At 60.3% G+C, this 10,655-nt stretch carries 13 protein-coding genes (1 of these 13 running past the window's edge); 6 read left to right on the top strand and 7 right to left on the bottom strand.

Going from position 1 to position 10,655, the window contains the following annotated elements; all coding sequences use genetic code 11:
- Positions 1 to 43: 43 nt before the first annotated feature.
- On the bottom strand, positions 44 to 919 hold the full coding sequence (locus AB4O16_RS07905; protein ID WP_460157471.1) for an alpha/beta fold hydrolase: 876 nt from the start codon (positions 917 to 919) through the stop codon (positions 44 to 46).
- Between the two features lie 163 nt (positions 920 to 1,082).
- On the bottom strand, positions 1,083 to 1,541 hold the full coding sequence (locus tag AB4O16_RS07900) for a VOC family protein (RefSeq protein WP_460157470.1): 459 nt from the start codon (positions 1,539 to 1,541) through the stop codon (positions 1,083 to 1,085).
- A gap of 275 nt (positions 1,542 to 1,816) precedes the next feature.
- Here AB4O16_RS07900 and AB4O16_RS07895 point away from each other — a divergent pair, with 275 nt between their 5' ends.
- The 4 genes from AB4O16_RS07895 to AB4O16_RS07880 all read left to right on the top strand — a co-directional run bounded on the left by AB4O16_RS07895 (position 1,817) and on the right by AB4O16_RS07880 (position 6,038).
- Positions 1,817 to 2,086, top strand: coding sequence for a hypothetical protein (locus tag AB4O16_RS07895; protein ID WP_460157469.1), 270 nt, complete (start codon positions 1,817 to 1,819; stop codon positions 2,084 to 2,086).
- Between the two features lie 100 nt (positions 2,087 to 2,186).
- Positions 2,187 to 2,801 carry a LysE family translocator gene (locus tag AB4O16_RS07890; RefSeq protein WP_460157468.1) on the top strand — a complete coding sequence of 205 codons (615 nt, stop codon included), beginning with the start codon at positions 2,187 to 2,189 and terminating at the stop codon, positions 2,799 to 2,801.
- A gap of 205 nt (positions 2,802 to 3,006) precedes the next feature.
- The gene (locus AB4O16_RS07885; protein WP_160388973.1) at positions 3,007 to 4,164 is read left to right on the top strand and encodes a cysteine desulfurase family protein; all 1,158 of its coding nucleotides are present in this window, start codon (positions 3,007 to 3,009) and stop codon (positions 4,162 to 4,164) included.
- Positions 4,165 to 4,229: 65 nt separating this feature from the next.
- A complete protein-coding gene (locus AB4O16_RS07880; protein ID WP_460157467.1) occupies positions 4,230 to 6,038 on the top strand; it encodes an aminopeptidase P family protein in 1,809 nt (602 codons plus the stop codon).
- Here AB4O16_RS07880 and AB4O16_RS07875 read toward each other — a convergent pair.
- Positions 6,031 to 6,951: a LysR family transcriptional regulator gene (locus AB4O16_RS07875; protein WP_460157466.1), complete on the bottom strand. Its 921-nt coding sequence runs from the start codon at positions 6,949 to 6,951 to the stop codon at positions 6,031 to 6,033. The two genes, AB4O16_RS07880 and AB4O16_RS07875, sit on opposite strands and share 8 nt — an antisense overlap.
- A 103-nt stretch (positions 6,952 to 7,054) precedes the next feature.
- Here AB4O16_RS07875 and AB4O16_RS07870 point away from each other — a divergent pair, with 103 nt between their 5' ends.
- The gene (locus AB4O16_RS07870) at positions 7,055 to 8,053 is read left to right on the top strand and encodes a zinc-dependent alcohol dehydrogenase family protein (protein ID WP_460157465.1); all 999 of its coding nucleotides are present in this window, start codon (positions 7,055 to 7,057) and stop codon (positions 8,051 to 8,053) included.
- Here the strand turns inward: AB4O16_RS07870 and AB4O16_RS07865 are convergent.
- Both AB4O16_RS07865 and AB4O16_RS07860 read right to left on the bottom strand, forming a co-directional pair.
- Positions 8,050 to 8,640 carry a 2-hydroxychromene-2-carboxylate isomerase gene (locus tag AB4O16_RS07865; protein ID WP_160388977.1) on the bottom strand — a complete coding sequence of 197 codons (591 nt, stop codon included), beginning with the start codon at positions 8,638 to 8,640 and terminating at the stop codon, positions 8,050 to 8,052. The genes AB4O16_RS07870 and AB4O16_RS07865 overlap by 4 nt on opposite strands.
- A gap of 36 nt (positions 8,641 to 8,676) precedes the next feature.
- On the bottom strand, positions 8,677 to 9,405 hold the full coding sequence (locus tag AB4O16_RS07860; protein WP_460157464.1) for an SDR family oxidoreductase: 729 nt from the start codon (positions 9,403 to 9,405) through the stop codon (positions 8,677 to 8,679).
- A gap of 94 nt (positions 9,406 to 9,499) precedes the next feature.
- Here AB4O16_RS07860 and AB4O16_RS07855 point away from each other — a divergent pair, with 94 nt between their 5' ends.
- Positions 9,500 to 10,060: a TetR/AcrR family transcriptional regulator gene (locus AB4O16_RS07855; protein ID WP_160388979.1), complete on the top strand. Its 561-nt coding sequence runs from the start codon at positions 9,500 to 9,502 to the stop codon at positions 10,058 to 10,060.
- A 15-nt stretch (positions 10,061 to 10,075) separates the two neighbouring features.
- Here the strand turns inward: AB4O16_RS07855 and AB4O16_RS07850 are convergent, their stop codons facing one another.
- A complete protein-coding gene (locus tag AB4O16_RS07850) occupies positions 10,076 to 10,357 on the bottom strand; it encodes a hypothetical protein (protein WP_160388980.1) in 282 nt (93 codons plus the stop codon).
- Positions 10,358 to 10,526: 169 nt separating this feature from the next.
- A protein-coding gene (rhtA, locus tag AB4O16_RS07845) for a threonine/homoserine exporter RhtA (protein ID WP_160388981.1) crosses the window boundary here: on the bottom strand, positions 10,527 to 10,655 show its 3' end. The gene runs 759 nt beyond the window's last position; 129 of the gene's 888 nt are visible here — the last part of the coding sequence; its start codon lies off the right edge, out of view — the gene reads right to left on this strand; its stop codon occupies positions 10,527 to 10,529.

Genomic DNA, 10,655 nt, shown 5'->3' with positions numbered 1-10,655 from the left:
AGAACCAACCCGCGCGCGGTGAACCCGGCGCGGGGGGGACGTATCAGCGCAGAAAGTCTAGCGCCTCGGCGAGCAGCAGTTCTGGCGCCTCCTCGGCAATGTAATGGCCGGTCGGCAACGCTTTGCCACGCACGTCGCACGCCACTTGTTGCCATTCCTTGAGTGGCTCGAAGCAGCGCCCGACCGTACCTTCGGCACCCCACAACACCAACAGGGGCAGCTTCAGATGATGACCGGCCTCGATATCGGCGCGGTCGTGGTCCAGGTCGATGCTGGCGCTGGCGCGATAGTCTTCGCAGATGCCGCGTGCGGCGCCCGGTTGTTTCAGGCCGCGCAGGTATTCGCCGAAGGCTTCGTCAGTGAAGGGCTTGAGCCCGGCGCTGCGGCTGCCCATGACGCTGCGCAGATAGGCCTGCGGGTCGGCCTCGATCAGGGTTTCCGGTAGCGGTGCCGGACGGATCAGGAAGAACCAGTGCCAATAGGCACGGGCAAAGGCTTCGTTGGTTTGCGTATACATCGACAGGGTCGGGGCGATATCGAGCAAGACCATGCGCTGCACGCTCTCGGGATGATCGAGTGCCAGTCGATGAGCCACCCGCGCGCCACGGTCGTGGGCCAGCACGGAAAACCGCTCGAAGCCCAGGGATCGCATCAATTCGACGGCGTCCCGGGCCATTTCCCGTTTTGAATAGTGGGCATGCTGTTCATCGGCCGGCGGCTTGCCGCTATCGCCATAACCGCGCAGGTCGGCGGCCACCACGGTGAAGTGCGCAGCCAGTTGCTCGGCGACCTTGTGCCAGATGACGTGAGTCTGTGGATGACCGTGCAGCAACAGCAGGGCAGGCCCGCTACCGCCGATCCGATAGGCGATTTCTACAGCGTTGACGTGGCGCTGGTCTTTGCGGAATCCGGCAAACATGGGTGGCTCCCTGTAATGGTTGCCGCCATCCTGAAATCCCCGGCGGCCGAGAGCAAGGTACAAACCGTGGTGTGTTTATTCATGAACCGTGTGTAACGGGCAGCCAGTACGCCACTGTGGAGCGAGCCTGTTCGCGAAGAGGCCCGCTCCAACCCTGAAGATTTCACCCCTGGGCAAACATCTCCCTGGCCCGTTGCTCGATCTGCTCTTGGGTCAGGTCTTCCTTGCGCGTGGCCAGGAACCACAGGTGCCCGTAGGGATCCTTCAAGGTGCCCGAGCGGTCACCGTAGAACTGATCCTTGACCTCGGACACAACCGTTGCACCGGCATCGATGGCCTGTTTGTAGGACTTGTCGACATCCTGCACGTACAAATGCAGACCCACGGACGGCGAATTGTCCGGATTGCTCAACGGTCCCTGATCGCAGGGCGTGCCCAACATGATCGGGCAGTCGCCGATGCGCAGCTCGGCGTGACCGATGCCACCGTCGGGCATGGCCAGGCGCATGACCTCAGTGGCGCCGAAGGCTTTTTTGTAGAAGTCGATGGCTTCGGCGGCTTTGCGGATGCCCAGATAGGGCGTAATGCTGTGATACCCCTCTGGAATGGGTTTGACGCTCATGATGGATCTCCCTGTTTTTATTGTGTGAATGGAAACGGCCCGTGCCGTTGTACGACCGAATAAATATAGGCCAGCCGCTTTGCGCTTACCGAGCGGCCGACGAGCAGCAGCGCAATACAAGTGCCATCAGCTCGGCTCCAGCCAACTCACTCCCTTCGCCTCGACAATGATCGCCATTTCCTGATAGCCACTATTGAAAGCGTTGATTTCTGCTGTCCGGGAGGCGCGGGTAGCCTGTGTTCATTGCCTCGAACCCAGTCGCCAGGACGCCAGATATGAAACCCATGATCGCTACGATGCTGATGCTCGCCGTCTCCCTGCTCGCCGGATGCGCCAGCCATGTTTCCCCCGAACTTCGCCCTTACACGGCTGAAGAAAGCAAGGAACTGGCGCTGGAAGCGTTGAACCGTCGCGGGTTGTCCTTCGAGGAATACCACGCGAAAAAAGCCGAACTGCTCGGTGAGCCGCGCAAGTCGTTCGGCTTCGATAATCAGGGTGAAATGAGCGTCGGGCGATCTGTACAGCTGCACGGTCGTCCAAGCTGAGGCAAAACTGTACTGCTGCAAGTTTCGCGTAACTGTCCATGGGTTTCGCCCGGGGTGTGCGATAGGGTCAACACCTGACCGACCTCACGGACTGCCCGCCATGACACTCTCACTCGACCTGCTGCTGGGCTTCGCCCTGTTCGCCCTCGTCACCTCGATCACTCCCGGTCCGAACAACACCATGTTGCTGGCATCCGGGGTGAACTTCGGCTTCAACCGCACGATTCCGCACATGCTCGGCATCACCTGTGGCTTCTTTGTACTGGTGGTGGCGGTCGGCTTTGGCCTTGGCGCGGTATTCCAGACGTACCCTTTGCTCTACACCGTGCTGCGTTATGTGGGGGCGGCGTATTTGCTGTATCTGGCGTGGAAAATCGCCCATTCCGGCCCCATGTCGGAGAGTCAGCAAAGCGAGGCGAAACCGATCAGTTATCTGGGCGCCGCCGCGTTCCAGTGGGTCAATCCCAAGGCCTGGATCATGGCCATTGGCGCCATCAGCACCTACACGCCGATGCAGGGTTACTTCACCAATGTGATCGTGATCGCGGCGGTTTTTGCCATCATCAACCTGCCGAGCGTCGGTGTCTGGGCCGCTTGCGGCACGCTGTTGCGCAGCGTTCTGAAGGATCGCCGCTGGCTGCGCCTGTTCAATTGGGGCATGGCCGCGCTGCTCGTGGCCTCGCTGTATCCGCTGTTGCTCGAAAGCTTTGGCTGACGCATTGCTTCAACCGGTTGCCCGATGCCTGTTAAGCTGACTTTTCAGGAGCGTTCCTACGCACTTTTAAATGAAGTAGTTCTTCTTTAACGGCATCCGATCAGGTATTGGTACGTTCTGAAAACAGCGCGCAGCTCACAAGGCTGCGCTTTGCCGTTTGCAGTCACGAGCTTCCTGATCCCGGAACACGCTCTGCGAGTCTTTTATGAATAAACGTCCGTTGTATTTCGATTACGCCGCCACCACGCCGGTGGATGAGCGGGTCATCAAAGTGATGGTCGAGTGTCTGGGCTTTACCGGCAATTTCGGCAACCCGGCCTCCAGCTCCCATATCTTCGGCCAGCAGGCCCGGCTATCGGTGGAACAGGCGCGACGCCAGGTCGCCGAACTGGTCGGTGCGATGCCCGAGCAGATTGTCTGGACCTCAGGCGCCACCGAATCCAACAACCTCGCGCTCAAGGGCGTGGCCCAGGCCCGCGGTACCGGCGGCGGCCATATCATCACCAGCCAGATCGAACACAAAGCCATTCTCGATACCGCCAGGCAATTGCAGGATGCCGGTGTGGCCGTGACGTATCTGGTGCCGGACGCCGAGGGCCTGATCACTGCGCAGGCAGTCAGCGAAGCCATGCGCGAGGACACCTTCCTGGTGTCGCTGATGCTGGTCAACAACGAACTGGGTACCCTCAACGACATACCCGCCATTGGCCAGGTGGTGCGTGAGCGCGGGGCATTGTTCCATGTCGACGCCGCACAGGGTGCGGGCAAAGTGGCGATCGACCTCGCGCAGTGGCCGGTGGACCTGATGTCGTTTTCCGCGCACAAACTGTACGGCCCCAAGGGTATCGGTGCGTTGTATGTCGGGCCGCGTGCACAGCAGCGATTGCAGGCGCAGATCCATGGCGGCGGGCATGAGGGCGGTTTGCGCTCCGGCACCCTGGCGACCCATCAGATCGTGGCCATGGGTTCGGCATTCGCACTGGCGGCAGCGTCCTTCGATGAAGAGAAAGCCACCATCGTGCATTTGCGTGAGCGCTTGCTCGAGCAATTGCAGAGCATTCCCGGTGTGCGTCTCAACGGCAGCCCGACCCGGCGCATCCCCCATACCCTGAGCCTGACCTTCAGTGAAGGCGAGTTCAACCCGGCGGCGTTACTGGCCTCGATCGCGTTTTCCGCGACCTCGGCCTGCAATTCCGCGAGCAATGCCCCATCCCATGTGCTGCTGGCCCTGGGGCATGATGCCCGTTCGGCCAGCCGCACCATCCGCTTGAGCCTCGGGCGCTTCACCACCGAGCAGGATATCGACCAGGCGGTTCAACTGATCAAGGCAGCCTGCGCCAGTGCCCCGGCATTCTGGCAATAGGGCGAGGAAGCGCCGACATTGATCGGCGCTCAACAATAATGACCAAGTGGTTAGCAGGAGACACGATGAATACGCAGTTTTCGATCAATGGATCGGTGCCCCAGCGCCTGGCGCAAACCCGCGAACTGATGAGCCGGGAGGGCATTCACGCCTTGCTGGTGCCGTCGGCCGACCCGCACCTGTCCGAATACCTGCCGGGTTACTGGCAGGGGCGCCAGTGGTTGTCGGGTTTCCATGGGTCGGTCGGTACCCTGATCGTGACTGCGGATTTTGCCGGCGTCTGGGCCGACAGCCGTTATTGGGAGCAGGCGACCAAGGAACTCAAGGGCAGCGGCATTGACCTGGTCAAGCTGCAACCGGGTCAACCCGGGCCACTGGAATGGCTAGCCGAGCAAACTCCCGAGGGTGGCGTTGTGGCAGTCGATGGCGCGGTCATGGCCGTGGCTTCGGCACGGACCCTGGGCAGCAAACTTGAAGAGCGTGGCGCCCGTCTGCGCACCGACATCGACCTGTTGAGCGGTGTCTGGAGCGACCGCCCAGGTCTGCCGAACGAACCGATCTATCAACACCTGCCACCGCAAGCGACGGTCAGTCGTGGCGAAAAACTCGCCCAACTGCGTGACACCCTCAAGGCGCGGGGTGCCGACTGGCATTTCATCGCCACACTGGATGACATCGCCTGGCTGTTCAACCTGCGCGGCGGCGACGTGTCGTTCAACCCGGTATTCGTTTCCTTTGCCCTGATCAATCAGCAACAGGCCACGCTGTTCGTGGCCTTGAGCAAGGTCAGCGCCGAGTTGCGTGCAGTCCTCGAACAGGACGGCGTGACCTTGCGCGATTACAGCGAAGTCGCTGCCGCATTGCGTGCCGTGCCGAGTGGCGCGAGCCTGCAAGTCGACCCGGCGCGGGTCACCGCGGGGTTGCTGGACAACCTCGACAGCGGGGTGAAACTGATCGAAGGCCTGAACCCGACGACCCTGGCCAAATCGCAAAAAAGCCTGGCCGATGCCGAACACATCCGCCAGGCCATGGAACAGGACGGTGCGGCGCTGTGCGAATTCTTCGCCTGGCTGGACTCGGCGCTGGGCCGCGAGCGCATCACCGAACTGACCATCGACGAAAAACTCACCGCGGCCCGTGAGCGCCGCCCGGATTATGTGTCGCTGAGCTTCAATACCATCGCCGCGTACAACGCCAATGGCGCGATGCCGCACTATCACGCCACTGAAGAGGAACACGCGGTCATCGAAGGGGACGGTCTGCTGTTGATCGACTCCGGCGGCCAGTACCTGGGCGGCACCACCGACATCACACGGATGGTGGCAGTGGGCACGCCGACCGAAGAGCAGAAACGCGATTGCACCCGCGTGCTCAAGGGCGTGATTGCCTTGTCCCGCGCGCAGTTCCCCAAAGGCATTCTGTCGCCGCTGCTCGACGCCATCGCCCGCGCGCCCATCTGGGCGGAAAGTGTCGACTATGGTCACGGCACCGGTCATGGCGTCGGTTACTTCCTCAACGTCCACGAAGGTCCGCAAGTCATCGCCTATCAGGCCGCACCTGCACCGCAAACCGCGATGCAAGCGGGCATGATCACGTCCATCGAGCCGGGCACCTACCGTCCGGGGCGTTGGGGTGTGCGCATCGAAAACCTGGCGATGAACCGTGAGGCAGGCAAAAGCGAATTCGGCGAGTTTTTGCAGTTCGAAACGCTGACCCTGTGCCCGATCGACACGCGTTGCCTGGAAACATCGCTGCTGACCATAGAGGAAAAACAGTGGTTCAACGCCTACCACGCCGAAGTGCGCGAACGCCTGAGCCCATTGGTCGAGGGCGCCGCACTGGAGTGGCTCAATACCCGCACCGCAGCTATTTGACCGGCTGCAACTCAGGCGCGTTATCCAGCGCCTGAGCCATAAAGTCGACAAAGGCTTTGACCCTGGCGGATTGGCGACGATTCGCCGGGGATACGGCATGGATCGGCAGCGACAGCGTGTTGTAGTCCTGCAGAATCGCGACCACCCGGCCAGCAATCAGGTCTTCGCTGAACAACCACACCGGTGACAGCGCAATTCCCAATCCCCCCAGCACCAGTTCGCGGATCGCCTCGGAATTGTTGCTCTGTGCATTGCCCTTGATCCGCACCTCGTGACGTTCCGCGTCTTTTGTGTAAGCCCACAGGTTCTGACTGCTCAGCAGGTTGAACATCAGGCAGTTGTGCCTGCCCAGTTCCTCTGGCGTTTGCGGCTGGCCGTTTTGCCTGAGGTAGTCAGGTGAGGCGACGGTCACCCGATGGGTGGTGCCGACAAGGCGAGCGATCAGGCCGCTGTCGTTCAGGGTGCCGATGCGGAAGGTGACGTCCATCCCTTCGCTGACCAGGTCCTGGTTCTGATCACTCAATTGCAAATCTATCTGTACGTCGGGGTAGTGTTTGAGAAAGTCCGGCAACCGCGGGGCGATCTGCAGGCGGCCGAAACTGACCGACGAACCGATTTTCAGCGCCCCGGCAACCCTTTCCCGACCGGACTGGAAGCTATGTTCTGCGGCATCCACGGCGGCCAGGATCATCCGGCATTCGTTGTAATAGCGCTGACCTTCGTCTGTCAGGGATAACTTGCGGGTACTGCGGGCAATCAGCTTTCCGCCCAGTTGGCTTTCCAGCGCCTGCAGCACTTTGCTAATGGTCGGCTGGCTGGTCTGCAACTCCCGGGCAACGGCGGAGAAACTGCCTCGTTCGACCACCCTCACGAAAATCGCCATTGCGTTGAGTTTGTCCACGGGATTCCTCATTCATGCGAAACAGGCATGATCACTATAGCGATATGGCGTCTTATCGGCATGAGTTGAACGAAGCAGAATGGGTCCACATCCACTTCTGACGGGACATGGCGAAATGACTGACTCACTGAATATGCGCGCTCTGATGGTCGACTCTGCCAATGCGCCATTGCGTTTGGTATCCATTGCACGTCCGGAGCCCCAGGCAGGGCAGGTATTGGTCAGGATCCAGGCCAGCGGTGTGAATCCACTGGATGGAAAAATCCGCTGCGGGCAGGCGGCCCATGCTGCTCAACCATTGCCGGCGATAGTGGGAATGGATCTGGCCGGGACCGTAGAGGCGCTGGGGGAGGGCGTCAGTGGCTGGCTGCCGGGGGATGAGGTGTACGCCATGGCCACCGGCATTGGCGGTGTTCAAGGTTCATTGGCCGAATATGCGGCGGTCGATGCGCGACTGTTGGCTCGCAAACCGCACAACCTGAGCATGCGCGAGGCTGCCGGATTGCCGCTGGTGTTGATTACGGCGTGGGAAGGCCTGGTGGACCGGGCTCGCGTTCGAGCCGGGCAGAAGGTATTGATTCATGGCGGTGCCGGTGGCGTTGGCCATGTCGCCGTGCAAATCGCCAGCGCTTTTGGCGCCGAGGTTTTTGCCACGGGCTCGGCCGGGCAACAAGCGATCATTGAAGGATTCGGCGCGACGTTCATCGATTACCGCAAGTCTTCGGTTGAGGACTATGTGGCTGAACATACGGCCGGTGAGGGCTTCGACCTTGTCTATGACACAGTGGGGGGCGAAACCCTGGATGCGTCATTCAAGGCGGTACGGATGTATCACGGGCATGTGCTCAGTTGCCTTGGATGGGGGCAGCACAGTCTGGCACCGCTTTCCTTTCGCGGGGCGACTTACTCCGGGGTCTTCACTTTGCTGCCGTTGCTGACGGGGCAGGGGCGCGAGCATCACGGCGAGATTCTGCGCGATGCGGCGCGGTTGATCGAAGCGGGCAAGCTCGCGCCATTGCTTGACCCGCACTCGTTCACGCTGGAGTCCGCAGAGGCCGCCCATCAACTGCTCTTGTCGGGAGCGGCAAAGGGGCGGTTGGTGGTCGAGATCTAACTCAAGGCTTCGAGTACGAAGTCCAGTCGGTCCTGGCCGAAATACAGCCGGTTATCGACAAACATGCTCGGGGCTCCGAATACGCCTCGCTGTACGGCTTTTTCGGTGTTGTCCTTGAGCAGGGCTTTGACTTCTTCATCGGCAGTCAGGGCCAGTACCTCTTGTGGATCGAAACCGTTTTCGCTGAGCACTGCGGCGACGGTCGCCGGTTCGTCCAGGCTGCGACCGTCGACCCAAAGGGCCTTGAACAGGCAGTCGATGAAGGCGGCAAACCGTTCAGGGTGGCGTAACTGCATGCCTGTCACTGCGCGCATCAGCATCAAGGTGTTGATCGGGAAGTGCGGATTGAATTTCAGGGGTACGCCGTAGCGTTTGGCGTAGCGGTCCAGGTCCTGAAACATGTAGCGGCCCTTCGCCGGGACCGTCGCCGGAGAGGCATTGCCGGTGGCTTTGAACACTCCGCCCAGCAAGAGCGGTATGTAGATCAACTGGGTGTCAGTCTGTGCGCAGATCTTTGGCAGTTGGGTATAGGCCAGATAGGTGGCGGGGCTGCCGAGGTCGAAGTAGAACTCCACGGTTTTGCTCATGTTCAAGGCGCTCGTCTTATTGTTGTCTGAGGGTAATTACCAGCGTTCGCTCCAGGGGCGAAGGTCCAGCTCGAAGGTCCAGGCGTCACGGGGCTGGCTGTGCAGGTACCAGTAGTTTTCGGCGATATGCTCGGGATTGAGGATGCCATCCTGTTCCCTGGTGGCGTATTTTTCGGGGAAGCTTTCGCGGATGAAGTCGGTATCGATCGCGCCGTCGACGACGACATGGGCAACGTGAATGTTCATCGGGCCAAGCTCTCGAGCCATGCTTTGCGCCAGCGCGCGAATGCCGTGCTTGGCACCGGCAAATGCAGCGAAGCCGGCAGCGCCACGCATGCCGGCGGTGGCGCCGGTGAACAGGATCGTGCCGCGCTGGCGCTTAGCCATGCGTTTGGCCACTTCACGCCCGTTGAGAAAACCGGAAAAACAGGCCATTTCCCAGATCTTGAAATACTTGCGGGCGGTTTCTTCGAGAATGCTGCACGGCACGTTGGCGCCGATGTTGAAGACAAAGGCTTCGATGGGGCCGATCTGGCTTTCGATTTGCTCGACCAGCACGATCACGTCTTCCTCCTTGCGTGCATCGCAGGCAAAACCTTGGGCCTCGCCACCATCGGCCTTGATGGCATCCACCAATGGCTGGAGTTTGTCCGCGCTGCGGCGGGTGACGCAGGCGACAAAACCTTCCTGGGCAAAACGCTTGGCAATGGCGCCGCCCGTGGCATCCCCTGCACCGACGACCAGTACGACCTTCTTGTTATTCATGGGTAGATCCCTTTTTGGTAAACGATCGTTAACTAAACGAACGTTATGCTACGATTGAACAGGCGTCAAGGTGATCAACTACGGGAGAAGGACAATGCGTTACTCGGCCAGTCACAAGCTGGAAACCAGGCAGAAGCTGCTGGAAAGCAGTGCGTTGTCGGCCAAGAAGTCCGGATTTTCAACGGTGGGGGTGGACGGCCTGATGAAAGCGATTGGCTTGAGTGGCGGGGCCTTCTATAGCCACTTTTCGTCCAAGGACGAGTTGTTCGCCATCATTGTCGAGCGTGAGCTGGGACAAAGCCTGGCGCGGCTGGGGGTAGGACAGGACCGGGACAAGCTTGAGCGCTGCCTGAAACTGTACCTGAGCATGTCTCACGTCGAGAGTCCGGAAACCGGTTGTGCGCTACCGGCATTGGGAGCGGAAATCGCCCGTTCCGACCTGGCGGTTCGGCAACAGGCAGAGCACTGGATTTGTCGGCTTCAGGAAAGTTGGGCGGGTGTCCTGCAAAGCGACAGCCTGGCGTGGGCAATCCTGTCGCAATGCATTGGCGCGCTGGTCGTTGCGCGCATGCTGGCTAGCCCGGATATCCAGCGCACAGTGCTGAAGTCCAGCTACGACGAAATCGGCCGTCAGATCGCAAGCCCGAGAACCTGACTCGACGGCCCCTGCCTATTTGCAGATGACAATCATGCTGCGGCTGGTATAGCCGGCAGGATTGAGACCAAACGGATAATCACCGGGCTCTTCCACGGAGTCGCCCGACTTGGCGATGACCTTGTACCCCTTGGGCGCACAGGAGTTGGCGGCGCTGGCGTAGCACTTGTCCCAGGACGAAGACAGCCCCGAACAGTTGATATGTAACCCTTTCTTGCCGTGCTTGGTCTGTGTGTTGGAAGTCGCTGCGCAGCCCGCAATTGCAAGTACGGCGATCAGTATCAAAATTCGTTTCATTACTGTCCTTATAGCGTCCCCGGGTCTTGTGCCCGAGTCTGACTGCATTCGCTTTCGCTTGAAGCGTACCGATATCCCTATCTGAAATTGTCCATGGCATGACTCTGGAGTGCGGGGCTAAACATGGCCTAATTGAGCGGCAAATACCAGACCCGCGTCATATCTGCTATCAATCTGCCGCTACAGCGGGCCTGGCGGCAGCGCCCATGGTCATGGTTGCACCGACAGAAGCCAGAATGATGCACATGATTGCCATCCACTGCGACAGCGAGAGGTATTCATGCAGGAACAGCAAGCC

The sequence above is a fragment of the Pseudomonas sp. S2_H10 genome, assembly GCF_054668285.1.
Note: the sequence above shows the minus strand (reverse complement) of the source record. Positions and strands in the feature narration are given on the sequence as shown.

Excerpts from the sequence above, each read along its gene's own strand:
- AB4O16_RS07905 (WP_460157471.1), bottom strand. The coding sequence starts at position 919 with ATGTTTGCCGGATTCCGCAAAGACCAGCGCCACGTCAACGCTGTAGAA.
- AB4O16_RS07900 (WP_460157470.1), bottom strand. The coding sequence starts at position 1,541 with ATGAGCGTCAAACCCATTCCAGAGGGGTATCACAGCATTACGCCCTAT.
- AB4O16_RS07895 (WP_460157469.1), top strand. The coding sequence starts at position 1,817 with ATGAAACCCATGATCGCTACGATGCTGATGCTCGCCGTCTCCCTGCTC.
- AB4O16_RS07890 (WP_460157468.1), top strand. The coding sequence starts at position 2,187 with ATGACACTCTCACTCGACCTGCTGCTGGGCTTCGCCCTGTTCGCCCTC.
- AB4O16_RS07885 (WP_160388973.1), top strand. The coding sequence starts at position 3,007 with ATGAATAAACGTCCGTTGTATTTCGATTACGCCGCCACCACGCCGGTG.
- AB4O16_RS07880 (WP_460157467.1), top strand. The coding sequence starts at position 4,230 with ATGAATACGCAGTTTTCGATCAATGGATCGGTGCCCCAGCGCCTGGCG.
- AB4O16_RS07875 (WP_460157466.1), bottom strand. The coding sequence starts at position 6,951 with ATGAGGAATCCCGTGGACAAACTCAACGCAATGGCGATTTTCGTGAGG.
- AB4O16_RS07870 (WP_460157465.1), top strand. The coding sequence starts at position 7,055 with ATGACTGACTCACTGAATATGCGCGCTCTGATGGTCGACTCTGCCAAT.
- AB4O16_RS07865 (WP_160388977.1), bottom strand. The coding sequence starts at position 8,640 with ATGAGCAAAACCGTGGAGTTCTACTTCGACCTCGGCAGCCCCGCCACC.
- AB4O16_RS07860 (WP_460157464.1), bottom strand. The coding sequence starts at position 9,405 with ATGAATAACAAGAAGGTCGTACTGGTCGTCGGTGCAGGGGATGCCACG.
- AB4O16_RS07855 (WP_160388979.1), top strand. The coding sequence starts at position 9,500 with ATGCGTTACTCGGCCAGTCACAAGCTGGAAACCAGGCAGAAGCTGCTG.
- AB4O16_RS07850 (WP_160388980.1), bottom strand. The coding sequence starts at position 10,357 with ATGAAACGAATTTTGATACTGATCGCCGTACTTGCAATTGCGGGCTGC.